The organism is Streptomyces sp. NPDC023838 (assembly GCF_040639555.1).
Taxonomy (GTDB): domain Bacteria; phylum Actinomycetota; class Actinomycetes; order Streptomycetales; family Streptomycetaceae; genus Streptomyces.
The window spans coordinates 61085-86080 of sequence record NZ_JBFAAD010000034.1 but is presented as its reverse complement, the minus strand read 5'-3'; the positions used below and the strand labels follow the sequence as shown (position 1 = coordinate 86080).

Annotated in this window: 20 protein-coding genes; 13 read left to right on the top strand and 7 right to left on the bottom strand. The window is 72.6% G+C overall.

Annotated elements, in window-relative coordinates:
* Positions 1-90: 90 nt before the first annotated feature.
* Positions 91-498 (bottom strand): helix-turn-helix domain-containing protein, encoded by a 408-nt coding sequence (locus AB0G17_RS30700; protein ID WP_361389806.1) that lies wholly within the window; start codon positions 496-498, stop codon positions 91-93.
* 125 nt (positions 499-623) lie between these two features.
* Between AB0G17_RS30700 and AB0G17_RS30695 the strand changes: the two genes are divergently transcribed.
* The 4 genes from AB0G17_RS30695 (at position 624) to AB0G17_RS30680 (ending at position 5735) form a co-directional block, all read left to right on the top strand.
* Positions 624-1511 carry an NAD(P)H-binding protein gene (locus AB0G17_RS30695; RefSeq protein WP_361389804.1) on the top strand — a complete coding sequence of 296 codons (888 nt, stop codon included), beginning with the start codon at positions 624-626 and terminating at the stop codon, positions 1509-1511.
* Positions 1512-1636: 125 nt separating this feature from the next.
* The gene (gene rarD / locus AB0G17_RS30690; RefSeq protein WP_361389802.1) at positions 1637-2626 is read left to right on the top strand and encodes an EamA family transporter RarD; all 990 of its coding nucleotides are present in this window, start codon (positions 1637-1639) and stop codon (positions 2624-2626) included.
* A gap of 971 nt (positions 2627-3597) precedes the next feature.
* Positions 3598-5001: a M28 family metallopeptidase gene (locus AB0G17_RS30685; RefSeq protein WP_361389800.1), complete on the top strand. Its 1404-nt coding sequence runs from the start codon at positions 3598-3600 to the stop codon at positions 4999-5001.
* Positions 5002-5159: 158 nt separating this feature from the next.
* Positions 5160-5735, top strand: a complete 576-nt coding sequence (locus AB0G17_RS30680) for an NAD(P)H-dependent oxidoreductase (protein WP_361389798.1) — start codon at positions 5160-5162, stop codon at positions 5733-5735.
* Here the strand turns inward: AB0G17_RS30680 and AB0G17_RS30675 are convergent.
* The 4 genes from AB0G17_RS30675 to AB0G17_RS30660 all read right to left on the bottom strand — a co-directional run bounded on the left by AB0G17_RS30675 (position 5701) and on the right by AB0G17_RS30660 (position 9972).
* On the bottom strand, positions 5701-6306 hold the full coding sequence (locus tag AB0G17_RS30675; RefSeq protein WP_361389796.1) for a TetR/AcrR family transcriptional regulator: 606 nt from the start codon (positions 6304-6306) through the stop codon (positions 5701-5703). The genes AB0G17_RS30680 and AB0G17_RS30675 overlap by 35 nt on opposite strands.
* Positions 6307-6454: 148 nt before the next feature.
* Positions 6455-7441, bottom strand: coding sequence for an ABC transporter permease (locus tag AB0G17_RS30670; RefSeq protein ID WP_361389794.1), 987 nt, complete (start codon positions 7439-7441; stop codon positions 6455-6457).
* Positions 7442-7547: 106 nt separating this feature from the next.
* Positions 7548-8495: an ABC transporter ATP-binding protein gene (locus AB0G17_RS30665; RefSeq protein ID WP_361389792.1), complete on the bottom strand. Its 948-nt coding sequence runs from the start codon at positions 8493-8495 to the stop codon at positions 7548-7550.
* Between the two features lie 226 nt (positions 8496-8721).
* On the bottom strand, positions 8722-9972 hold the full coding sequence (locus AB0G17_RS30660; RefSeq protein ID WP_361389790.1) for a DUF2092 domain-containing protein: 1251 nt from the start codon (positions 9970-9972) through the stop codon (positions 8722-8724).
* 568 nt (positions 9973-10540) lie between these two features.
* On the opposite strand from AB0G17_RS30660, the gene AB0G17_RS30655 reads away from it, so the two are divergent.
* Complete coding sequence (locus AB0G17_RS30655; protein WP_361389788.1) at positions 10541-11215, top strand: hypothetical protein; 675 nt, start codon at positions 10541-10543, stop codon at positions 11213-11215.
* 11 nt (positions 11216-11226) lie between these two features.
* On the opposite strand, the gene AB0G17_RS30650 is transcribed toward AB0G17_RS30655, so the two are convergent.
* A complete protein-coding gene (locus AB0G17_RS30650; RefSeq protein ID WP_361389786.1) occupies positions 11227-12237 on the bottom strand; it encodes a polyprenyl synthetase family protein in 1011 nt (336 codons plus the stop codon).
* 270 nt (positions 12238-12507) lie between these two features.
* Here AB0G17_RS30650 and AB0G17_RS30645 point away from each other — a divergent pair, with 270 nt between their 5' ends.
* Together AB0G17_RS30645 and fahA are read left to right on the top strand one after the other, a co-directional pair.
* A complete protein-coding gene (locus AB0G17_RS30645) occupies positions 12508-14505 on the top strand; it encodes a CocE/NonD family hydrolase (RefSeq protein ID WP_361389784.1) in 1998 nt (665 codons plus the stop codon).
* Between the two features lie 129 nt (positions 14506-14634).
* Entirely contained in the window at positions 14635-15858 is a 1224-nt protein-coding gene (gene fahA, locus AB0G17_RS30640) for a fumarylacetoacetase (RefSeq protein ID WP_361389782.1), read from the top strand.
* 172 nt (positions 15859-16030) lie between these two features.
* Here the strand turns inward: fahA and recQ are convergent, their stop codons facing one another.
* Entirely contained in the window at positions 16031-17926 is a 1896-nt protein-coding gene (gene recQ / locus AB0G17_RS30635) for a DNA helicase RecQ (RefSeq protein WP_361389780.1), read from the bottom strand.
* A gap of 202 nt (positions 17927-18128) precedes the next feature.
* Here recQ and AB0G17_RS30630 point away from each other — a divergent pair, with 202 nt between their 5' ends.
* The 6 genes from AB0G17_RS30630 (at position 18129) to AB0G17_RS30605 (ending at position 24867) form a co-directional block, all read left to right on the top strand.
* A complete protein-coding gene (locus AB0G17_RS30630; RefSeq protein ID WP_361389778.1) occupies positions 18129-18899 on the top strand; it encodes a GntR family transcriptional regulator in 771 nt (256 codons plus the stop codon).
* A gap of 63 nt (positions 18900-18962) precedes the next feature.
* Entirely contained in the window at positions 18963-19190 is a 228-nt protein-coding gene (locus AB0G17_RS30625; protein WP_329401229.1) for a ferredoxin family protein, read from the top strand.
* A 14-nt stretch (positions 19191-19204) separates the two neighbouring features.
* A complete protein-coding gene (locus AB0G17_RS30620; RefSeq protein ID WP_361389776.1) occupies positions 19205-20563 on the top strand; it encodes an ABC transporter substrate-binding protein in 1359 nt (452 codons plus the stop codon).
* Positions 20560-21420: an ABC transporter permease gene (locus AB0G17_RS30615; RefSeq protein WP_361389774.1), complete on the top strand. Its 861-nt coding sequence runs from the start codon at positions 20560-20562 to the stop codon at positions 21418-21420. Before AB0G17_RS30620 ends, AB0G17_RS30615 begins: the two co-directional genes overlap by 4 nt.
* Positions 21404-22180 (top strand): ABC transporter ATP-binding protein, encoded by a 777-nt coding sequence (locus AB0G17_RS30610; RefSeq protein ID WP_361389772.1) that lies wholly within the window; start codon positions 21404-21406, stop codon positions 22178-22180. The genes AB0G17_RS30615 and AB0G17_RS30610 overlap by 17 nt, the downstream gene beginning before the upstream one ends.
* 11 nt (positions 22181-22191) lie before the next feature.
* Complete coding sequence (locus AB0G17_RS30605; RefSeq protein ID WP_361389770.1) at positions 22192-24867, top strand: fumarate reductase/succinate dehydrogenase flavoprotein subunit; 2676 nt, start codon at positions 22192-22194, stop codon at positions 24865-24867.
* Positions 24868-24996: the final 129 nt, after the last annotated feature.

The following is a 24996-nucleotide window of genomic DNA, read 5'->3' as shown; positions in this document are numbered from 1 at the left end:
ACTCGCCGCCCGCTACATGGCCGGAGTCCACCTCGCCGCACTCATCCTCTGGCTCCGCGAACCCCTCCGAGATCCTTTGTCAGACAGGCCCTAGGAAGCGGGCTTGGCTTCGCGGGCCGTGTCGTAGGCGGCCCGTGCCTCTTGCACCTGTTCCATCCGCACGCCGGTCCACTCGGCGAGGGCCCGTACGCGTTCGGCGGCCTCGCGGCCGAGCGGGGTCAGCGAATAGTCGACGCGGGGCGGGATGACCGGCTTGGCGTCACGGAGCACGAAGCCGTCCCGCTCCAGTGTCTGGAGGGTCTGGGCCAGCATCTTCTCGCTGACCCGGCCGACGTGCCGGCGCAGCTCGCTGAACCGGAACGACCGCTCCATCAGCGCGAGCAGGACAAGCACACCCCATCGGCTGGTCACGTGCTCCAGGACGAGCCGGTGCGGACACATGGCCTCGCGGAGGTCCTCGGCGGGCCGGGCGGCGGCGGGCTTCGCACTTACTGCCATACCAGTACCTTACTTCAAAGTGTGTACTTACGAAAGGTTAGCGCCCGCCGTACGGTGAGTGGCACGGGTTCCGCACGGGAACCGCGGGTTCCGAACGGGAACCGAGAGCCAAGGAGTCAGCAGCCATGAGCATCGTCGTCACCGGAGCCACCGGAGCCCTCGGCCGTCTCGTCATCGACGAGCTGCTCGCCGCGGGGGTGCCCGCGAGCGGGATCGCCGCCGTCGTACGGAACAAGGAGAAGGCCGCCGGGCTCGCCGAGCGCGGTGTGGAGCTGCGGGTGGCCGACTACAGCGCGCCCGAGACGCTGGCCGGGGCCTTCCGCGCCGGTGACCGTGTACTGCTGATCTCCGGCAGCGAGGTCGGGCAGCGGGTCGCCCAGCACGCCGCCGTGGTCGCGGCCGCGAAGGACGCCGGGGTGGCGCAGCTCGCGTACACCGGCATCCTCGGCGGGCCGGAGGCCGACTTCCGCCTCGCGGACGAGCACCGCGCCACCGAGGAGCTGATCCTGGACTCGGGGCTGCCGTACACCTTCCTGCGCAACGGCTGGTACACCGAGAACTACACCGCCCACCTGGAGCCGGTCCTGGCGCACGGGGCGGTCGTGTCCAACGCGGGCGAGGGCCGGGTCGCCTCGGCCGCCCGCGCCGACTACGCGGCGGCCGCGGCCGCGGTGCTGACCGGCGAGGGCCACCTGGGCCGGGCGTACGAGCTGAGCGGCGACGTGGCCTGGTCGTTCGCCGAGTACGCGGCGGAGGTCGCGCGGGCGACCGGCAAGGAGATCGCGTACCAGGCCGTCGCGCCCGAGGTGCACCTCGGCATCCTCACGGGCGCGGGGGTCCCGGCGCCGTTCGCCGAGATCCTGGTGGACGTGGACCTCGCGATCGAGCGGGGCCGGCTGGCGGGCACGTCCGGCGAGCTGTCCCGGCTGATCGGCCGGCCGACGACGCCGATCGCGGAGACGATCTCTGGGGCGGTCGCGGGGGCGGGCGCAGGGGCAGCCGGGGCGGTCTGAGCCTTGGCCCCGGGTAAGCGGAATTGATCGCCCCGCCGTCAGGACCGTTTTCGGATATAGGACATGACAGGTGCGGCCACCTGGCGCTACCGTCGACCCCGTCGACGCGCGCGCAGGGAGGGCCAGTGGCCGAGGAACCGAGGACCGCTGCCGGTGAGCAGCGGGCAGGACTGCTCTACGGGATCGGTGCCTACGGGATGTGGGGGCTGGTCCCGCTCTTCTGGCCGCTCCTGAAACCGGCCGGCGCGATCGAGATCCTGGCCCACCGGATGGTGTGGTCCCTCGCCTTCGTCGGCGTCGCGCTGCTCGTACTGCGCCGCTGGGCGTGGATCGGCGAGCTCCTGCGCCAGCCGCGCCGGCTCGGGCTGATCGGCCTCGCGGCCGCCGTGATCACGGTCAACTGGGGCGTCTACATCTGGTCGGTGAACTCCGGCCACGTAGTCGAGGCTTCCCTCGGCTACTTCATCAATCCGCTGGTCACGATCGCGATGGGCGTGCTGCTGCTCAAGGAGCGACTGCGGCCGGTGCAGTGGGCGGCGGTGGCGATCGGCGCGACGGCGGTGGTCGTCCTGGCGGTCGGCGCCGGCCGGCCGCCGTGGATCTCGCTGACGCTGGCGCTGTCGTTCGCCACGTACGGGCTGGTGAAGAAGAAGGTGAACCTCGGCGGGCTGGAGTCGCTGGCAGCCGAGACGGCGATGCAGTTCGTGCCGGCGCTGGGGTATCTGGTGTGGCTCGGGACGCAGGGCGACGCGACCTTCGCCTCCCACGGCGCCGGGCACGGGGCGCTGCTCGCCGCGACCGGGGTGGTCACGGCGGCGCCGCTGGTCTGCTTCGGGGCTGCGGCGATACGGGTGCCCCTGTCGACGCTGGGGCTGCTGCAGTACCTGGCGCCGGTGTTCCAGTTCGGCCTCGGCATCCTGTACTTCCACGAGGCGATGCCGGCGGAACGGTGGGCGGGCTTCTCGCTGGTGTGGGTGGCGCTGACCCTGCTGACGTGGGACGCGCTGCGGACGGCACGGCGGGGCCGGGCGGCGCTGGCGGCGGCGTCCCAGCGCGTTGAGCCCCTCCCCGCCCCTTCCCTGAACCCTCCGGGGGTGAGGGTGGGCGAGGAGTAGGGGCGTTCGCCGGGGGCCCGGGGAGCCGGGGGGCGAGGAGTAGGGGCCTTCGCCGGGGGCCCGAGGGGCCGGGGGGCGAGGAGTAGAGGTGTTCCCTGGCGGTGGGCGGGCGGCGGATTGAGCCCCTTCCCGCCCCTTCCCTAAACCCTCCGGGGGTGAGGGGGGTGAGCGTGGGTGAGGAGGGAGTTTCCCCGGGGCTCCGCCCCGGGAACCCCGGCGGGGGCTACGCCCCCTGCACCCCGCCGACAGCCGGCCACCCCGGGCCCCGCCTCTGTAGGGGCGCCGCCGGGACTGGCGCTCCGGATCCCGCCTCTGTAGAGGTGCTGCCCGGGCTGGCGCTCCGGACCCCGCCTCTGTGGAGGCCCTCACGGCACTGGCGCTCCGTAGCCCATCCCCCCCCGGGGGCGCTGACAGCGCTGGGGATCCGGACCCCGTCCTCCCCCAGAGGCGCTGCCGGGACCGGCGCTCCGAGCCGTCCCCCCAGGGGCCGACGACACTGGCCCCGCGGTCCCGCACCTCCCCCAGAGGCACCGACGGGACTGGTGCTCCGGACCCCACCCCCTGGGGCGCTGCCGGGACTGACTCCCGGACCCCGTCCCCCCAGGGGCGCGGGGAACTGCGCGACCAGCCCCCACCGGCCCGCGGACAAAACCCCGCCACCCCGACGGGCCCCGCTGGGAACTGCGGGACCAGCCCCACCCGCCCCCACGGAAAAACACGGGCCCGAGGCGCAGCCCCGCGGCGGGGTCCGGGGGGCCCAGCTCCCAGCAAGCGCGCCTCAACCCCCACCCGGCCGCCCGCCAGAGGGCTTTCGGGAAGGGGCGGGGCGGGGAGAGAGAGACACAATCCCGCCACCCGTCCGCTCCCCGAACACCCGTGACCGGAATACGTTCTTGACGACGAGTCAAACCCTCCCTGAACATCAGGCTCGCGTTTCCGTCTCATCCCCAAACGGAATACGGAGCCCCCACATGCGCACCAAGCCCACCAAGCACCTCAACCACCCCAAGCACCCCAAAAACCCCAGAGGCACCCTCGCGGCAGGCGCCGCCACCACCCTCGTCACACTCGGCCTCGGCCTCGCCCTCGGTCTCGGCCTCGGCGCACCGGCAGTCCAAGCCGCCCCCACCACCCCCGCCCCCACCACCCCCGGCCCCGCCCGCGCTGCCGCCGCCGCCCCCGACATACCCGTCGCCAACGTCAAGGCCCACCTCGCCCAGTTCCAGCAGATAGCCAACGCCAACGGCGGCAACCGCGCCCACGGCCGGGCCGGCTACAAGGCCTCGCTCGACTACGTGAAGGGCAAGCTGGACGCCGCCGGGTTCACCACCTCCGTCCAGCAGTTCACCTCCTCCGGTGCCACCGGCTACAACCTGATCGCCGACTGGCCGGGCGGTGACACCTCGCAGACCGTGATGACCGGCGCGCACCTCGACTCGGTGACCGCGGGCCCCGGCATCAACGACGACGGCTCCGGATCGGCCGGCGTCCTGGAGACGGCGCTCGCCGTCTCCCGCGCCCAGCTCAAGCCCGACAAGCACCTGCGGTTCGGCTGGTTCGGCGCGGAGGAGCTGGGCCTGGTCGGCTCGAAGTACTACGTCAACAGCCTCTCCTCGGCCGACCGCGGCAAGATCTCCGCGTACCTCAACTTCGACATGATCGGCTCGCCGAACCCGGGTTACTTCGTCTACGACGACGACCCCGCCCTCGAAAAGGTCTTCAAGGACTACTTCGCGACCCTCTCCATACCCACCGAGATCGAGACGGAGGGCGACGGCCGCTCCGACCACGCCCCGTTCAAGAACGTCGGCATACGCGTCGGCGGCCTCTTCTCCGGCGCCGACTACACCAAGACCTCGGCCCAGGCCCAGAAGTGGGGCGGCACGGCGGGCCGCGCGTTCGACGCCTGCTACCACTCGTCCTGCGACACCAGCGCGAACATCGACGACACCGCGCTCGACCACAACAGCGATGCCATCGCGTACGCGCTGTGGCAGCTGTCCACCGGCACCACCACCCCGCCCACCGGGGACGCGTACGAGAACGCCACCGACGTGACCATCCCGGACTCCCCCGGCGCCGCCGTGACCTCCTCGATCCCGGTCACCGGGCGTACGGGCAACGCGCCCGCCGCGCTCAAGGTCGGCGTGAACATCGTCCACACCTACAGCGGCGACCTGGTGGTCGACCTGATCGGCCCGAGCGGCAAGGCGTACCGGCTGCACAACTCGTCGTCGGACTCCACGCCGAACATCAACACCACGTACACCGTCAACGCGTCCACCGAGACGGCGAACGGGACGTGGAAGCTGAAGGTGCAGGACAAGGGGCCGCAGGACACCGGCTACATCAACAGCTGGAAGCTGACCTTCTGACACCCCGACCCCCGGACCCGCCCCCGTCTCCCCCCTTCGTCTCCGCCTCCGGGTCCGGGTCCGGGGGCGGAGGCGGGGGCGGAGGCGGCATTCGCCCCTCCCGCAATAAGCATGCGTGTGCATATACTGCACGCGCATGCTTATCTCTGGAGGGGATCATGTCCCGCAACTTCCTTTTCCTGCTCGGCAGTACGCGCTCCGGCGGCAACACCGAAGCGCTGGCCAGACTGGCCGCCGAGCAGCTGCCGGGTGACGTCTCGCAGCGCTGGCTGGACCTCTCGCAGCTACGGCTGCCCGAGTTCTCCGACCGGCGCCACGACGGCGAGGGCCTGTACGCCGACCCGGCCGGGGACGCAGCGACCCTGCTCGAAGCGACCCTGGAGGCGACCGACCTCGTCATCGCCTCGCCGTTGTACTGGTACACCGTCTCGACCCCGGTCAAGCACTACCTCGACCACTGGTCGGGGTGGATGCGGGTGCCGGGCCTGGAGTTCCGGCCACGGATGGCCGGGCGCACCCTGTGGGGCGTGACGGCGCTCGCCGCCGCCGACCAGTCCGTGGCCGACCCGCTGGTGGGGACCCTGCGTCACACCGCCGCGTACATGAGCATGCGATGGGGCGGCGTCCTGCTCGGCTCCGCCAACCGGCCCGGCACCGTCGGACAGGACACCGAGGCCACCCTCCGCGCCAAGACCTTCTTCAGCTCGGAGCCGGTGCTCGCAACGCCCGCATGACGTACGCCACCAGCGAGGCGATCCTGTCCGGGTCATGGAACGGCCGCTTCAGCGCGTGCCGGTAGTACAGCGGCCCGTACAGCATCTCCACGGCAAGCTCCAGATCGGCGTCCGGCGGGAGCTGACCGTGGCGCTGCGCGGCCCGCAGCCGCTCGTGCACGAGCGCGACCCGCGGACCGACCAGCTCCTTGTTGACGGCGCCCGCCAGCGCCTCGTCGTGGAGCAGCTCGGAGAGGATCCCGGTGTACGCGGGGCCGATCACCGGCGAGGTGAAGACCCGCATCACGCTGGTGACGTGCGTCACCATGTCCGTGTCGACATCGCCCGTGTCGGGCAGTGGCGAGGTGCTGACCACGGCCTCGATCACGGCCTCCAGGAGCACCGCACCCTTCGTCGGCCACCATCGGTAGATCGTCTTCTTGCTCACCCCCGCACGGGCGGCGATGCCCTCGATCGTGACGCGTCCATAACCGTTTTCCGCGCAGAGTTCGAGGGCCGCGGAGAGAATCGCGCGGCGCGATCTCTCGCTCCGACGCCGGGGGTTGGGGGCGGGGCGTGGCGGCTCGGTCACGGGGCGAGTCTACGAGGACGGTCCGTAGCGTATTGACAGCGGAATGGTCTGCTCCAAGAATGTGCCGAGGAAACGGTACGTGTCGTGTCGAGCCGCCACGGGGGTCGGCTCGCACGGCCGTCCCGTCCCTCGCGCCCCATCCCGTATGTCAGGCCGTGATGTCCTTCGCCGTGAAGCGCGCCCAGGCGGCCGAGCCGAACACCGCCACGTACAGCGCCTGCAGCTCCAGGTTCTTCACCAGCTGGTCCCAGTAGACCGGCACCCGGAGCAGGTCCGCGAAGGACAGCCAGTAGTGCGGGAACAGATACGGGTGTATCGCGTGCAGCTGGGGGATCTGGTCCAGGATCTGCACGGTGATCAGCAGGCCGACGGTCGCCGCCATCGCCGCGACTCCGCTGCCGGTGAGCGTGGAGATGAACAGGCCGAGCGCAGCCACGCCGGTCAGCGACAGGGCCACCATCCCGGCGATCGCGAGCGCGCGCACCAGCCCGTCCGCGAACGATATCTGGGTGCCGGAGATCGTCGTGACCTCGCCGAGCGGGAACAGCAGCGCGCCCACGGCCAGCGCGGACGCCGCCACGACCAGCGTCGCCAGCAGGCAGAACGCGAGCACCGACGCGTACTTGGCGAGCAGTAGTCTGGTCCGCCCCGCCGGGGCCACCAGGAGGTAGCGCAGGGTGCCACTGTTGGCCTCGCCCGCTATCGCGTCGCCCGCGACCACGCCGATCGCCATCGGCAGGAAGACCGGGAGGGTCGCCGCGAGGCCCGCGAAGACGAGGAAGAGCCCGTTGTTGGTGACCTGCGAGATGAAGGCCGGGCCGTCACCGCCGCTGGGACCGGCCGTGCCGCCGTCGCTCGTCTCGATCTTCACGGCGATGCCGATCAGGATCGGGACGGCCGCGAGCACCCCGAGCAGCGCGAGGGTGCGCCACCGCCGCACGACGGTGACCAGCTCGGACCGGAAGAGCCCGAGCGCCCAGAGGGCGCCGGGACGCCGTGATTCGGGGACGGGCGAGCCCGAGACGGCCGCTTGGGCGTCTGGGGCGCCTACGGCCTCCGTGGCCCCGGCGACGTCAGTGGCCTGCGTGGTCCCTGCGGCGTCAGCGCCCCGGGTGGCTCCTGCGGCTTCCGCCATTTCCAGGGCGGACCGGACCTCTGGAGCCCCTGTGGCGCCCGTAGCCCCTCCCGCCTCCCCTCCCGACGCGGCCGCCGACGTAGGTACGTCCTCCGTTGCGTTCACCTCAGCCCGCGACATCGAACCCCTCCCCCGTCAGCGCCACGAACGCGTCCTCCAGCGAGGCCCGTTCGACCCCGAAGGCCCTTACCCGTACGCCACCGTGCACCAGCGCGGCGTTGAGTTCCGCCAGCTCCACCTCGTCCGGCGGGACTTCGCCCGTCACGCGGTCTCCGTCCACGGTCACGTCCCCGATCCCGCGCTCCTTGAGCAGCCGGGCCGCGTCGGCCGGGTCCGGGGTGGTGACGGCGAGCCGGCCCCGGTTGCCTGCCGAGAGCTCGGACACCTCGCCCTGGACGACCAGACGGCCCTGGGTCATCACCGCCGCGTGCGTACAGACCTGCTCGATCTCGTCCAGAAGGTGCGAGGAGAGGAAGACCGTGGTGCCGTCGGCGGCGAGCTCCCGCACCAGGGCGCGGATCTCCCGCATGCCCTGCGGGTCCAGGCCGTTGGTCGGCTCGTCCAGGACCAGCAGCTTGCGCGGCTGGAGCAGCGCGGCCGCGAGCCCGAGCCGCTGCTTCATGCCCAGCGAGTACGCCCGCGCCTTCTTGCCCGAGGCGGCGGCGAGCCCGACCCGGTCCAGCGCGTGGGCGACCCGGCTCGCGCGGGTGCGGGGGTCGGCGGTCGGGTCGGCCGAGTCGTACCGTACGAGGTTGTCGCGGCCGGACAGGAATCCGTACAGCGCGGGGCCCTCGATCAGGGCGCCCACCTGCGGCAGGACCGTACGCCCCGCGCGGGGCATGGGGCTGCCGAGGACCCGGGCCGTGCCGGAGGTCGGCTCGATCAGGCCCATGAGCATGCGGATCGTCGTCGTCTTGCCCGAGCCGTTGGGGCCGAGGAATCCGAAGATGCTGCCGCCGGGGACGGTGAGATCCAGGCCGTCCACGGCGAGTTGGCCGCCGCGGTAGCGCTTGCTGAGACCGCGCGTCTCGATGACCGCCTGAGAGTTCCCCACCCCGCCCCTTTCCGTAACTGTGCTCCGCTCCGGCCCCTCGGCCGGTCGCCGCTGCCCGGCGCGCTGCCCCGGACCCCCGCCGCTTCCCGTAACCGGCGCTCCGCTCCGGCCCCTCGGCCGGTCGCCGCTGCCGGGCGCGCTGCCCCGGAGCCCCCGCCCCTCACACGCCGGAGGGGCCGGGACCGCCGGGGTCGCGAGGGGAGACCCAAGTCCCCCCTCCCGTCCGCTACTTCGCGGCGTTCGCCGCGTTCACCAGCGCGTCCTTGTTGACCGCGCCCACGTACACCTTCCCGTCGTCCGTCACCAGCGCGTTGATCAGGCGGGTCTTGAAGACCGTGCCCGAGCCGAACTTGCCCGTGACCTTGTCGCCCAGGGAGTCGAGGAACTTCCGGGCCTCCGGCGGGACATCGCCCTTGCCGCCCTTGCCGGAGGGTGCGGACGGGATGCCCTTGCCTCCAGGAACGTCCAGGCGCGCGATGGAGTTCCAGCCCTTGCCGATGACGTTCAGGCCCTTGAACTCCTCGCCCCGCGAGCCCTTCAGGTCCTTGCCGCCATGCGCCCTGCCGTCGTGTCCCTTGCCCTCGTGTCCCTTGCCGTCGTCCTGGGTGACCTTCGCCCCCTTGGGCGGCGTGAAGTCGAACGTCGAGGCGGACGGCTTGCCGAAGTCGACCTTGGTGAAGCCCGCGTCGATCACGGCCTTGCCCCCGCCGGACGGCGCGAGCGTGAACTTCAGCGGCACCCCGTTCTTCGCGTCCACCGCGATCCGGATCGCGCCGATCGTCGAGCCGGACTGCTTCGGCTTGATCACCAGCTGGTAGGCGTCCCGGCCCGCCACGTGGGAGGTGCCGTCGACCGTGACCGACGTGGTCGGGTCGACCGCCTTCAGGGCCTGCTCGGCCAGCGCCTTGGGCGTGGCCGGCAGGGCCTCCGGGGCCTTGCCCGGGTGCCCCTCGCGTACGCCGCCGGGCGCCCGCTTCGAGTGATACACCTCGTTCGAGGCGCTGTCGTACGCCCACACGTCGTCGCCGCTGTGGATGACGCTGTACTCCGACGCGTTGTCGAGCACCGACAGCTTCTGCTTGTCCGGGCCGTCGGCCGCGACCCGCAGGGTGTGCGAGCCGGAGGCGAGCTCCATCAGCTTGCTGTCGGGCGAGGCGGACGAGCCGCCCTTGCCCGCGCCGCCCTTGGGGGCGAAGGAGCCGAGGCCGCCGAAGGAGGGGAGGCCCAGGTCCGTCTTGATCTTCATCGTGCCGGAAAGCTGCTGCGCGTCCGACGCGGCGATCTTCTCGATGAGCTGCTGTGCGCTGATCTTCGGCAGATCGGGGTCACCTGAGGCCGCGAGCGCCGGGACCAGCCCGATGGTCGCGGCCGCCACCCCCGCCACCCCGACCGGGACCAGATACCGCGCGGCCTTGCGGCGGCCCGCGACGAGGTCCCTGGCCTCCTCGGTGGTGTGTGCGCTGTCGTTCGGTGCCATGTGTGCCTTACCTCCGTGGTCGGCGGCGTCCGTCCGTAGTACTGGCGCTCTGTCCACCCCGCGCCGCCATTCTCACCCGAATTGGTCAGGAGTGGTGTTCTCAATCTGACCAAATCAGCCGCCTTCAGGCGTCACCCCTCGGGAGCAACCTGGTGTACCTCTCTGGGATGACACCGGCACGGCGAACCTCCCCCGACCAGTAGGGGTTGCACGTCGCGTACCTGTCAGAAGCGTCAACTCAGCCGAGGCGAGGCAGGGTTGCCGCCCACCGTCACCAACGGACCGCGACACACCCCGAACTGAGCGGCCTTCAGGCGCATCCGCACCCCGAACCCCGCATCGGCCCGTACCCCGGCCTGTACCGGCAGGGAGGCCGGCACCCGGGCCGCGAAGGCGGCGGCGCCGGTTCGCCATTGTTTCGCCACGTGTGCGACCGTCTACGCAGCATCACCGGGCACCCGATAGTGTGACCTGGGTCACACTATTGACAATGCGGGTGTTCGAGTCACTTTGGGCCGGAATCCGTACACCTGAGTGAGAGCAACCGGCACCACCAAAGGGGATCGCCATGCTCACCGTCCGCCGCATCGCCGTCGGCGCTGCCGCCGGGACAGCCGTCCTCGCGCTGGCCGCCACGGGGTGCGGAAGCAGCAACAGCAAGACCGAGAAGCCGTCGACCACCACGACGGCCCCCGCGACCCCGAATCCGGCCGCCCCCGCCCTGAGCGCCACCAAGGTCGACAAGGTCGGCACGGTCGTCACCGACAGCAAGGGGTACGTCCTGTACCGCTTCGACAAGGACACCGCGAAGCCGTCCCACTCGAACTGTCTGGCCGCCTGTGCCGCGATCTGGCCCCCGGCCCCCGCCACCGACGCGCTGACGGTCAAGGGCATCGACAAGGCCCTGGTCGGCACGGTCACCCGCCCGGACGGCACCAAACAGCTGACCCTCGCGGGCTGGCCGCTCTACCGGTACGCCAAGGACGACGCGCCCCGTGAGGCGTACGGGCAGGGCGCCGGCGGCACCTGGTTCGCGATCACTCCGACCGGGGCGAAGGCGACGTCCGACACGGGCGGCGGCACGACCTCCGGCGGAGCCAACACGACCGGTGGCAACACCAACGGCGGCAGCACCAACGGCGGCAGCACGACCGGTGGCGACACCTCCGGCGCCGACTCCGGCGGATCCGACTCCGGTGGGTCCGACACCGGTGGGTCCGACACCGGCGGATCCGACTACTAGGAGAGTCGGCCCTAACCCGCCCGGTGCACCACCGCGTCGCACAGCTCCTCCAGAGCCGACTTCGCGTAGCACTCCGGCAGGGGCGCCAGCGTGGCGCGGGCCTCCTCCGCGTACCGCACGGTGTCCCTGCGGGCCTGTTCGAGCGCCGGGTGCACCCGCAGCCGGCGCAGCGTCTCGGCGTGCCGGGCGTCGTCCGTCAGGTCGCCGTCGAGCAGCGCGACCAGCTCCAGGTCCTCCGGGCGGCCGTACTGGGCGGCCTGCGCCCGCAGGTGCAGGACCGGCAGCGTCGGGATGCCCTCGCGCAGGTCGGTGCCGGGGGTCTTGCCGGACTCGTGCGAGTCGCTGGCGATGTCCAGGACGTCGTCGGCCAGCTGGAACGCGGTGCCGAGCCGCTCGCCGTACTGCGTGAGGATGTCCACGACCGACTCGTCGGCGCCCGACATCATCGCGCCGAACCGGCCGGAGACGGCCACCAGTGAGCCGGTCTTGCCCGCGAGCACGTCGAGGTAGTGGTCGACCGGGTCGCGGCCGTCGCGCGGGCCCGCGGTCTCCAGGATCTGGCCGGTGACCAGCCGTTCGAACGCCTCGGCCTGGATACGCACGGCCTCCGGGCCCAGGTCGGCCAGGATGTGCGAGGCGCGGGCGAACAAGAAGTCGCCGGTGAGGACCGCGACCGAGTTGTCCCAGCGGACGTTGGCGCTGGCCACCCCGCGCCGCACCTCGGCCTCGTCCATGACGTCGTCGTGGTAGAGCGTCGCCAGGTGGGTCAGCTCGACCACCACCGCCGAGGGCACGACACCCGGCGCGTAGGGGTCGCCGAACTGCGCGGCGAGCATCACGAGCAGGGGCCTGAAGCGTTTGCCACCCGCGCGCACGAGGTGCTGCGCGGCCTCCGTGATGAAGGGGACCTCGCTCTTGGTGGCGTCGAGCAGGCCCGCCTCGACTGCCGCCAATCCGGTCTGGACATCGGCTTCAAGAGCCTGGTCCCGCACGCTCAGCCCGAACGGCCCGACGACGGTCACGAGGGGTACTCCTGTCTGCTGACGATCACACGGATTGTCGATGTGTCGCTGCCTTCACTCAAGTCAGCGTATCCGGTCGCTGTTCGATCACCGCTGGCGCCTTCCCGTCACCCCCCGCGCACAGCCCGAAGGACCCCGGTATGTTCGTGATCGACTCATACGATCAGGAGTAGACCTTTTGTCCGAAACGGCCACCGACACCGCTACCGACCCCGGCGTGGGCGCCGAGCACACCCTGCACCCCGTCCACTGAGGTCCTGCGAGGCTGCCATGCGGATCCGAACCGACTTCCCGTACGAGACCACCCGCGCGGACGTACGCATTCCGCTTCCCGACGGGACGCGGCTGTACGCCCGGATCTGGCGGCCCGTGACCGACGGGCCCGTACCGGCGCTGCTCGAATACCTGCCGGACCGGCTCACCGACCGGACCGCGCCGCGCGACTGGCAGCGCCATCCCTGGTACGCGGGACACGGCTACGCCTCCGTACGCGTCGATGTGCGCGGGCACGGCAACAGCGAGGGCCTGCCGGGGGACGCCTATGGCGCGCAGGAGCTCGCGGACGGGGTCGCGGTCGTCGACTGGCTCGCCGCACAGCCCTGGTGCGACGGCAAGGTCGGCATGTTCGGGATCTCCTGGGGCGGCTCCACCTCCCTGCGGATCGCGGCCCTCGCGCCCGGGCCGCTCAAGGCGGTCGTCACGGTCTGCTCGTCGGACGACCGCTATGACAACGACGGGCCCTACCTGGGAGGTTCCGTCCTCGCCGCGGAGATGCACGCCCGGTCGGCGCGGACGCTGGCATTCACGGCCCGCCCGCCGGACCCGGTGTTCGGCGGCGACCAGTGGCGGGACATGTGGCTGACGCGCCTGGAGTCGATGGAGCCGCCCGTCCACACCTGGCTGGCGCACCAGACCCGCGACGCGTACTGGACGCACGGCGGCGCCGGCGAGGACTACGGGGCGATCGGCGCGGCCGTGCTCGCGGTGGGCGGCTGGCACGACCCGTACCGGGACACCGTGCTGCGCCTGGTGGAGCACCTGCCCGCCGACCGGGTGCGCGGCCTGGTCGGCCCATGGGCGCACCAGTACCCCGACCGGGGGCTGCCGCCCGGCCCGGCCATCGGCTTCCTCCAGGAGACCCTGCGCTGGTGGGACCACTGGCTCAGGGGCGAGGACAGCGGGATCATGGACGAGCCGCTGCTGCGCTCCTGGATCGGCGAGTCGCACCGGCCCGCCACGGTGTACGAGGAGCTGCCCGGCCGCTGGGTGGGCGACCCGGCGTGGCCCTCGCCGCACGTCACCCCCGTCGCGTACGCGCTCGGGGGCGCCCCGGTCCGGGTCGACTCGCCGCAGCACACCGGCCTGGACGCGGGCCGCTTCCTCCCGTCCGGCGACGACGCCGACCTGCCGCCGGACCAGCGCGCCGAGGACGCGTACTCGGCGGCGTTCGACTTCGCGGTGCCGGACGACGGGCCGCCCCTTGAGATCCTCGGGCGCCCGGAGGTGACGCTGCGGCTGCGCATGGACGTCCCGTTCGGGCAGGCTGTCGCGCGCCTCTGCGATGTGGCGCCGGACGGCTCGTCCACCCTGGTCACCCGGGGCGCGCTCAACCTCTCCGCGCGCGAGGGCCGGGACAGGGCGGACGCCTGGCCGCTGGGCTCCACCCAGGACGTGACGTTTCTCCTCAACAGCATCGGCCACAGCTTCCCGCCCGGCCACCGCGTCCGGCTCGCGGTCTCCTCCGCGTACTGGCCGTGGATCTGGCCGCAGGCGGACTCGGTGGGCTTCACGGTCGACCCGCAGGGCAGCTCGCTGAGCCTGCCGGTGCGGGAGCGGACGGCCGACGCGATCGCCTTCGAGGAGCCCGAGCAGTCGGCGCCGCTCGGCGTGGTCTCCCCCGAGTCGCTGGACGAGCCCCGGCCGGAGCGCCTGGTCGTCCGTGACGTCGCCAAGGGCGAGTGGCGCCTGGAGGTGGACCCGGGCCACTGCGGTACGCGGGTCCACCCCGACGGCCTGGAGTACACCGAGGACGCCCGGGAGACGTACACGATCGAGGAGGCGGACCCCCTGTCCGCGCGCACCCGCTCGGACTGGACGATCCGGCTGCACCGGCCGGAGCTGGCCTGGGACGTCACGATCACCACGCGGTCCGAGATCGCCTGCGACGCGGCGGACTTCCTCACCTCGGACGAGGTGGTGTGCCGGGACGGCGGGGAGGTGGTCTTCCACCGGACGTGGGAGAAGCGCGTCCCCCGCACGGCGGGCTGACCCGGGCCCCGCCCCTTCGGCCGCCCGCCTGCGGAGTTTCCGGACATCGCGCACTCTTTGGACCCTGCCGACGCCACCATCGCCGACGTAACGTGTCCTCCACACCCGTGGAAAGCGAGGCAGGCACAGATGTCCGAGCAGAGCCCGCTCGACCTGGCCGAGGGCGACCCCTTCGGCCCGCACAACCTTCCGTACGGCGTCTTCTCCACGCCCGACGCGCCCGATCACCGCCGCGTCGGCGTCCGCATCGGCGACCACGTCCTGGACGCGGGGGCCGCCGCGCACGCACTCGGCTCCCCGTACGCGGCACTGCTCGCCCGGCCGACGCTGAACCCGCTGCTCGCGGCCGGGCGCACTGCCTGGCGCGATGTGCGGCGCGCGCTGACGGCGTGGGTGACGGTCCCCGCCCACCGGCCCGACATAGAGCCCCTGCTGCACCCGCTGGACACGGTCACCCTGCATCTGCCGTACGAGGTCTCGGACTACGTCGACTTCTACGCGAGCGAACACCACGCCACCAACGTGGGCCGGATCTTCCGGCCGGACGGGGACGCGCTCACCCCCAACTGGAAGCACCTGCCGATCGGTTACCACGGCCGGTCCGGCACGATCGTGGTCTCCGGTACGGACGTGGCGCGCCCGCACGGGCAGCGCAAGGCGCCGTCCGACCCGGCGCCGGTGTTCGGACCCTCGGTGAAGCTGGACATCGAGGCGGAGGTGGGCTTCGTGGTGGGCGCCCCGTCCCCGCTGGGCAAGCCGGTGGACCTGGCCTCCTTCGAGGACCACGTCTTCGGCCTCTTCCTCCTGAACGACTGGTCGGCGCGGGACATCCAGGCGTGGGAGTACGTGCCGCTCGGCCCGTTCCTGGGCAAGTCCTTCGCCACCTCGGTCTCCGCGTGGGTCACCCCGCTGGAGGCCCTGACGGCCGCCCGGGTCGCCCCGCCCGCGCGGGACTTCCCGCTGCTGCCCTACCTCGACGACGCGGACGCCGAGGTCCCGGGCGGCTTCGACATCCGCATCGCCGTCGCCCTCAACGGCCAGCTCGTGGCCGAGCCGCCGTTCGCCGGCATGTACTGGACGGCAGCCCAGCAGCTCGCCCACATGACGGTGAACGGCGCGTCACTGCGCACCGGCGACGTGTACGGCTCCGGGACGGTGAGCGGCCCCGAACGCGACCAGCGCGGCTCCTTCCTGGAACTGACCTGGAACGGCACGGAGCCGATGGACCTCCCCACCGGCAAGCGCACGTTCCTGGAGGACGGCGACATCGTCACCATGACGGCCTGGGCCCCCGGCCCGGACGGGGTCCGGGTGGGGCTGGGGGAGGTCACGGGGCGGATCGTGGAGGGGTAGGGAGACGGCTCCCGGGGGCTGGGGGAGGCGCAAGGGGGTGCAGGGGCGAAGCCCCGCGAGCGGGGTGCAGGGGCCGCAGGCCCCGCCCGGGGTCCGGGGCGAAGCCCCGGGGAAACCTTCCTACCTACCCCACCCCGCCCCCGGAGGGTTTGGGGAAGGGGCGGGGTGGGGCTCAAACCTCCCCCAGCACCGCCAGCACGCCCTCCCCGTACGTCACTCGTTTCTTCTCGCCCACCCCGGCGATCGCGCCCAGCTCCTCCAGCGAGCCTGGCCGGGTGACGGCGATCTCCCGCAGGGTCGCGTCGTGGAAGATCACATACGCCGGAACGCCCTGCTCCCGGGCCTGCGCGGCCCGCCATGCCCGCAGGGCCTCGAACAGCGGCGCCGCCTCCTGTGGGAAGTCGGCCGGGGCCGCCTTCGCCTTGCCGGCGCCCCGTGCGCGGGACGCGCGCTCCGGCTTCTCCGGCTCCGAGCGCAACCGGACCTCGCGCAGGCGCCCGAGGACCTCCCCGCTCGTCTCCGTCAGGACCAGCGTCCCGTACTCGCCCTCCACCGCCAGCAGCCCCTGCGCGAGCAACTGCCGCACCACACCCCGCCACTGCGCCTCGGAGAGCTCCTCCCCGATGCCGAACACGGACAGCGCGTCGTGGTCGAACTGGATCACCTTCGCCGTCTTGCGGCCGAGCAGGATGTCGATGATCTGGCCCGCCCCGAACTTCTGGCGCCGCTCCCGCTCCAGCCGTACGACCGTGGACAGCACCTTCTGCGCGGCCACTGTGCCGTCCCAGGTCTCGGGCGGGTTCAGACACGTGTCGCAGTTGCCGCAGTGGGCGGCCGGGGCGTCCTGGCCGAAGTACTGCAGGAGCTGGGCGCGGCGGCACTCGGCCGTCTCGCAGAGCGCCAGCATCGAGTCCAGGTGCGCGGCCGCGCGGCGCCGGAACGCCTCGTCGCCCTCGCCGCCCTGGATGAGCTTGCGCTGCTGGACCACGTCCTGCAGGCCGTACGCCATCCACGCCGTGGACGGCAGGCCGTCGCGGCCCGCTCGGCCCGTCTCCTGGTAGTAGCCCTCGACCGACTTGGGCAGGTCCAGATGGGCCACGAACCGTACGTCCGGCTTGTCGATGCCCATGCCGAACGCGATGGTCGCCACCACGACCAGCCCGTCCTCCCGCAGGAAGCGGGACTGGTGCAGCGCGCGCGTGGCCGCGTCGAGCCCCGCGTGGTACGGCACCGCCTCCACCCCGTTGTCGCTCAGATACCGCGCGGTCTTCTCCACGGACGCGCGCGAGAGGCAGTAGACGATGCCCGCGTCCCCCTCGTGCTCCTCCTTCAGGAAGGTCAGGAGCTGCTTCTTGGGGTCGTTCTTCGGCACGATCCGGTACTGGATGTTCGGCCGGTCGAAGCTCGCCTCGAAGTGGCGCGCGTGCGGCATCGCCAGCCGGTCGGTGATCTCCCGGTGGGTGACCCGCGTCGCCGTCGCCGTCAGCGCGATGCGCGGCACGTCCGGCCAGCGCTCCCCCAGCATCGACAGCGCCAGGTAGTCCGGGCGGAAGTCGTGGCCCCACTGCGCCACGCAGTGCGCCTCGTCGATCGCGAAGACCGAGATCTTGGCCCGGGAGAGCAGATCGAGCGTGGCCTCCACGCGCAGCCGCTCCGGGGCCAGGTAGAGCAGGTCGAGCTCGCCCGCGAGGAGCTCCGCCTCCACCGTGCGGCGCTCGTCGAAGTCCTGCGTGGAGTTGATGAAACCGGCCCGCACGCCGAGCGCCCGCAGCGCGTCCACCTGGTCCTGCATGAGGGCGATCAGCGGGGAGACCACCACGCCCGTGCCGGGTCTGACCATGGCCGGGATCTGGTAGCAGAGCGACTTTCCGGCGCCCGTCGGCATGAGCACCACGGCGTCCCCGCCGGCCACCACGTGCTCGATGACCGCGCCCTGGTCACCGCGGAAGGTCTCGTAGCCGAAGACGCGCTTCAGCGTCCGCAGCGCCTCGCTCTCGACCGCTGCCGCGACCGTTGTCCCGGCCACCGGCTGGTCCGCCACCTCGACCGCCCCTTCCGTCCCGTTCATGCCGCCGTCCCCCACCGTCGTCCCGTTGACTCCGCCACCCCTGCCACGATAGGGGGCCCGGCGGACACGGCCCGCCGCGGTCGTGGCAGATCTTCCCTGACCGGGGGTAAAACGCCAGGTCAGAGCGGGCGCAAAGTTATCCACAGGTGGCGCAACACTGTGGCAACACCACCGCGCCACCCGCGTCGGTATGGTCCACCGCATGCCAGCCGAACGCACCCGTGAGCGCACCGCGCCGGTCTCCGCCGCGCGTCGGCGCAGGCTGCGCGCGGACCAGGCGCGGCAGCTCGCCGACCTGCTGCGGCGCCAGGCCCTCTCGGGCTCCTTCCCCGGCGGCGTCCTGCCCCTCGAAGACGCCATCGGCGCCGACTTCCGGGTCTCGCGCAACACCGTCCGCCAGGCGCTCGACCTGCTACGGGCGGAGGGTCTGGTCGAGCGCCAGCCCGGCGTCGGCACGGTGGTGGTCTGCGAGAAGTACGCGCACGGCCTCGACCGGCTGCAGGGGCTCGCCGAGACCCTGCACGAGCACGGCACGGTCACCAACGTGGTGCGGACCGCCGGGCCCGTCCCCGCGCCCGCGCCGGTCGCCGGACGGCTGCGCGTCCCCGAGCACAGCGACGTGCTCTACATCGAGCGGCTGCGCCTGCTGAACGGCCTGCCGCTCTCCCTCGACCTCACCTACGTCCCCATGGACATCGGCGCCGAGCTGATCGGCTGCGACCTGGAGAACACCGACGTCTTCCGGCTGATCGAGTCCCTGACCGGCACCCGGCTGGGCGCCGCCGACATCACCCTGGAGGCAGTCAACGCCGACGCGCACTCCGCCGCCGTCCTCCAGGCCCCGCGCGGGGCCGCCGTCCTCATGCTGGAACGGCTCACCCACCTCAGTGACGGCCGCCCGGTGGACCTGGAGTTCATCCGGTTCCGCGGCGACCGCATCAGCATGAGCGGGCTGCTCCACCGGTCCGCCTGAGCCGCCCCGGGGCGGCCACCGCCGTCCCCCCTTCACCGCCCTACCCCTTCCCTGGAGACAGCCATGCCCCTGGCGCCCCAGCGGGCCGACGTGCCCGTGACCGTCGACGCATCCAAGTGCATCGACGGCTGCACCCTCTGCGTCGACATGTGCCCGCTCGACTCGCTGGCGATCGACCCGGCGAGCGGCAAGGCGTTCATGCACGTCGACGAGTGCTGGTACTGCGGCCCCTGCGCGGCCCGGTGCCCGACCGGAGCCGTCACGGTCAACATGCCCTATCTGCTCAGGTGAGAGGCCGAATCCCGATGAAACGCACAACCACCGCCGGTATCGCGGCCGTCGCCCTGCTCCTGCCCCTCACCGGCTGCGGCGGCGACGCCGAGGCCGGTGGCTCCCGTACGGTCACGGTGACCGTCGGCTACCAGTCCAAGACCATCAACACCGTGACCGCGGGCACCCTGCTGCGCTCGCTCGGCGCCTTCGAGCGGGAGCTGGCGGCGCGTGGCGAGCAGGACGGCCTCACCTACAAGGTGAAGTGGGAGGACTACGCGACGGGCGCGCCCATCACCGCGCAGATGACCGCCGGGAAGGTCGACATCGGGTCGATGGGCGACTTCCCGCTGCTGCTCAACGCGGCGCGCGGCAAGCAGCTGGGACGGCCCACCCACCTGGTCTCCGTCACCGGCTACAACCTGCGCGGCGGCCTCAACACCGTGATGACGACGCCCGGTTCCCCACTCACCGATCTGGGTGAACTGCGCGGCAAAAAGGTGTCGACCAGTATCGGCTCGGCCGCCGACGGCACCCTCGTACGGGCCCTCCAGCGCGCGGGGCTCGACGCCGGCAAGGACATCCACAAGGTCAACCAGCAGCCCGCCGTCGGCGCTTCCGCGCTCGGCGCGGGCAGTGTGGACGCCCTGTCGCAGTTCGTCGCGTGGCCGGGACTGCTCGCCTTCCAGGGCAAGGCGAAGGCGCTCTACGACGGCGCCGAGCTGAACCTGGCGACCTTCCACGGCGTCACCGCGCGCGAGGACTTCGCCAAGAAGAGGCCGGCCGTGCTCGACGCCTTCCTGCGGGCGCAGATCACCGCGACCGCGTATCTGCGCGAACACCCCGTCCAGGCCGCCGAGAAGGTGGCCGCGGCGACCGGCCTGCCGGCCGAGGTGGTCTACCTCTACAACGGCGCCCACGGCATCGCCGCCTTCGACCCCACCCTCAAGCCGCGGCTCGTCGACGCCCTCAAGCAGGACGTGCCGGTCCTGAAGGCGGCGAAGCTGGTGGGCGACGTGGACGTGGACGCGTTCGTCGACGACCACTTCATAAAGAAGGCGTACGGCGCCGACTACGGGCGCCAGTCCGCGGCCACCGCCCCCGCGCCCCGCAGCGAGGTCTGGCTGAAGGGGGCCGAGAAGACCGACGCGTTCGACTCGCCCGGCCCGGCCCTGCGCTTCGCGGCGGCCCACCGCGACACCGTGCGCGCCGTCTACGTGCCCGACGCCACCACCGGCACCTCCTGGTTCGCGGACCGGGCGGTCTGGGTGCGGGACGGGTCCGAGCTCAAGCCGTTCGTGACGCCCTCGGTCGCCGCCCGGTACGTCACGGCCCATCCCGGCGCCCGTACCGTCCCCTACGCCACCGCGCTCGCCGCGGCCGCCGCCTCATGACCCGCCGTCTCGTCCGGGCCCTGTCGCTGCTGGCCGCACTCGGCCTGTGGCAGCTGCTGACCTCGTACGACGTCGACCTCTGGCTGCGCTTCGCCCAGTTCCCCACCGTCACCGACGTGGCCCGGGAGTTCGGCCACCGGGTGGGCGAGGGCACCTACTGGCAGGACGTCACCCAGAGCCTGACCCGCATCCTCACCGGCTTCGCCCTCGCCTCCGTCCTCGGCGTGGCCACCGGAGTCGCGCTCGCCCGCTCCCGGCTCGCCACCGACCTGCTGGGGCCGTTGCTCGAAGTCCTGCGGCCCATTCCGGCGATCGCGCTGGTCCCGGTGGCGATCCTGCTCTTCCCCTCCAACGAGCAGGGCATCGTCTTCATCACCTGCACCGCCGCCTTCTTCCCGGTGGTGGTGGCCACGCGGCACGCGGTCGCCGCGCTGACCCCGGTCTGGGAGGAGGCGGTCCGCACGATGGGCGGCGGCCGCTGGCGGGTGCTCGGCTCGGTGGTGCTGCCCGGCGCGCTCCCCGGCGTCTTCGGTGGCCTCTCGGTCGGCATCGGCGTCTCGTGGATCTGTGTGATCTCAGCGGAGATGATCTCCGGTGAGTACGGCGTCGGCTACCGCACCTGGCAGGACTACACGGTGGTGGACTACCCCGGCGTCCTCGTCGGCATGGCCACCATCGGCGTCCTCGGCCGGCTCACCGCCGGCGCCGTGGAGCTCCTCGGCCGGCGCCTGACCCGCTGGCTGCCGCGCCCCTCGTACGGCCCGGGCGCCCGGCCCCGTACCGGCAGGGCCGTCACCGCCACCCCCGCCGTTCCCCCGACCCCCACCGAGGCGGCCCGCCATGACCAGCTCGTCTGAGCCCGACCGCACCGCGGGCGCCGTCCTCGCGCTCCACGACGCCCTGCTCGGCCACCCCGGCGCCCCCGTCCTCGACGGTGTCACCCTCGATGTCGCGGCGGGCGAGGTGCTCGCCGTCGTGGGGCCCTCGGGCTGCGGCAAGTCCACCCTGCTGCGGACCCTGGCCGGGCTGCTGCCGCCGCTCTCGGGCCGGGTCACCCAGGACGGGGAGCCGGTCCTGGGCCCCGGCGCCGAGCGGGCGCTGGTCTTCCAGGAGGACGCCCTGCTGCCGTGGCGCTCCCTGCGCGCCAACGTCGAGCTGCCGCTGGCCGTCCAAGGGGTGCCCCGGGCCGAGCGCCGCGCCCGCGCGCAGGCGTGGCTGGGCCGGGTCGGGCTCGACGCGCACGCCGCGAAGCTGCCCCACCGCGTCTCCGGCGGCCAGCGCCAACGCGCCCAGCTGGCCCGGGCGCTGGCGGGGCGCCCGCGCGCGGTCCTGATGGACGAGCCGTTCGGCGCGCTGGACGCGCAGACCCGCGCCGGGATGCAGCGGCTGCTCGTCGAGGTCCTCGACGGCACCGGCGCGACCGTCGTCTTCGTCACGCACGACGTGGACGAGGCGCTGTTCCTGGCCGACCGGGTCGCGCTGATCGGCACCGGGCGCGTCCTCGCGGTGCCCCGGCCGCGCGAGCGCGAAGCCCACGACGACCCGGCGACCACGGCCCTGCGCCGCGAGGTCCTCGCCTCCCTCGGAGACACCCCCCTGCCCGCCGAACGCCCCTGAAAGGCCTCCTCATGCAGATCCCCGCACTCGCCGACGCCGAGGAGCTGACCTGCGACGTCCTCGTCGTGGGGGGTGGCACGGCGGGCACGATGGCCGCGCTCACCGCCGCCGAGCGCGGCGCGCACGTCCTGCTCCTCGAAAAGGCCCACGTCCGCCACTCCGGCGCCCTCGCCATGGGCATGGACGGCGTCAACAACGCGGTGATCCCCGGCCGCGCCGAGCCCGACGACTATGTCGCCGAGATCACCCGCGCCAACGACGGCATCGTCGACCAGTCCACCGTCCGCCAGACCGCGACCCGCGGCTTCGCGATGGTGCGGCGCCTGGAGTCGTACGGCGTGAAGTTCGAGAAGGACGAGCACGGCGCGTACGCGGTCCGCCAGGTGCACCGCTCCGGGTCGTACGTGCTGCCCATGCCCGAGGGCAAGGACGTCAAGAAGGTCCTCTACCGGCAGCTCAGACGGCGCGAGATGCGCGAGCGCATCCGCATCGAGAACCGGGTGATGCCGGTACGTATCCTCACGGCGGGCGGCCGCGCGGTCGGGGCGGCGGGCTTCAACACCCGGACCGGCGCGTTCGTCACCGTGCGCGCCGGCGCGGTGGTCCTGGCGACCGGCGCGTGCGGCCGCCTCGGCCTGCCCGCCTCCGGCTATCTCTACGGCACCTACGAGAACCCCACCAACGCGGGCGACGGCTACGCCATGGCGTACCACGCGGGCGCCGAGCTCACCGGCATCGAGTGCTTCCAGATCAACCCGCTGATCAAGGACTACAACGGCCCGGCCTGCGCCTACGTGGCGAATCCCTTCGGCGGCTACCAGGTCAACCGGCACGGCGAGCGGTTCGTCGACTCGGACTACTGGTCCGGGCAGATGATGGCCGAGTTCGCCGCCGAGGTCGCCAGCGACCGGGGACCGGTCTACCTCAAGCTCAGCCATCTGCCCGAGGAGTCGGTGTCGGCCCTCGAAACGATCCTGCACTCCACCGAACGCCCCACCCGCGGCACCTTCCACGCGAACCGCGGCCACGACTACCGCACCCACGACATCGAGATGCACATCTCGGAGATCGGCCTGTGCGGCGGCCACTCGGCGTCCGGCGTCCGCGTCGACGACCACGGCCGCACCACCGTGCCCCGGCTGTACGCGGCGGGCGACCTGGCGTGCGTCCCGCACAACTACATGATCGGCGCGTTCGTCTTCGGCGACCTGGCGGGCGCGGACGCGGCCCGGTTCACCGCGTACGAGGGCGAACTCCCGCCCGATCAGCTGCGCGAGGCCCACGAGCTGGTCTACCGGCCGCTGCGGCATCCGTCAGGGCCGCCCCAGCCCCAGGTCGAGTACAAGCTGCGCCGGTTCGTGAACGACTACGTGGCCCCGCCGAAGTCGGGCGCCCGGCTCTCCCTGGCCGTCGAGCACTTCGAGCGGATGCGGACGGAGATCTCACAAATGGGGGCGCGGACCCCGCACGAACTGATGCGGTGCGCGGAAGTGACGTTCATCCGGGACTGCGCGGAGATGGCGGCGCGCTCGTCGCTGGCCCGCACCGAGTCGCGCTGGGGCCTCTACCACGAGCGGACCGACCACCCCGAGCGCGACGACGAGGACTGGCTGCACCACCTGGACCTGCGCAAGTCCGCGTCCGGCGCCATGGAGTTCACGGCGCGGCCGGTGGAGCCCTACCTCGTCCCCGTCGACGGCTACGCCCCCACCGGCGGCACCCCGCGCCACCTCGGCGAGGTGCACCCGGAGCAGGTGGCGACGGCGGGGTCCCGGGAGAGGGCGCCGATCGGTTCGGACCCGGCCGCACGCGCACAGGCGGCGACGGCCACTTCCCACTCCCCCCGCATCCTGGAGGCCCTGTCGCTGGCCGAGGGCGAGCCCGGGCTGGACGCCTTCACGGGGTACCTGACCGACGCCGACCCTGCGGTCCGCTCGGCGGCCGTCGCCACCCTCACGGAGTCGGCCCCGGCCGGCGTGGGCCCGGCCCTGGCGGCCCGGCTGGCGGACACGGACGCGGGCGTACGGGCGGCTGCGGCTCGCGGCCTGCTGGAACTGGTCGAAGTGCTGCCGCCGGATCAGGAGTTGAGGGCGGGACTGCTTCAGGCATCCACGAGCGGGGACGCGGGCGTACGCGCCGGAGCCCTGGAAGTCCTGCGCGCCCTGCGCCTGGGCGACGCGTCCCACTACGCGGGCCTGCTCACCGACCCCGACATCGAGGTGCGGCTCTCGGCGGTACGCGGCCTGGTCTCGGTGGACGCGCAGGACGCCCTGGTACGGGCGGCTACGGACCCGGCCCGCGAGGTCCGGGTCGCGACGGCCCGCGCTCTGCTCTCCCCCGCCCGTCTGACCCCGCTCCTGGACGACGGCGACGCGCTGGTGAGGGCGGCGGCGTACACCTCACTCGCCGGGGTGGGATGCCCTGACGACGTGGCCGTACGGGCGATATCGGCCCTGACGGACGCGGCCTGGCAGGTACGGGCGGGGGCGGCGACGGCGCTGGGAGGAGCACCCGCACAGATCGCTGTCCCAGCCTTGACCAACGCGCTGACCGACCACAACGCGGACGTCCGCAAGGCAGCGGTCCTGTCCCTGCGGTCCCACGCGACTCCGGAGGCGCGGGCGGCCCTGGCCGAGGCGGTGAACGACGCGGACGCGGACGTACGGGCGTACGCGGCCCGGAGATAGCACGAGGCCCCCGGCACCAGCCACGGTGCCGGGGGCTTGACGGAAGTACCGCAAGGCCACCCCCAGGGGCGCGGGGCCGCGACACCGCGCGGGCGCGACCGGCCCAGCACGGTCCGCAGCCGAATACCC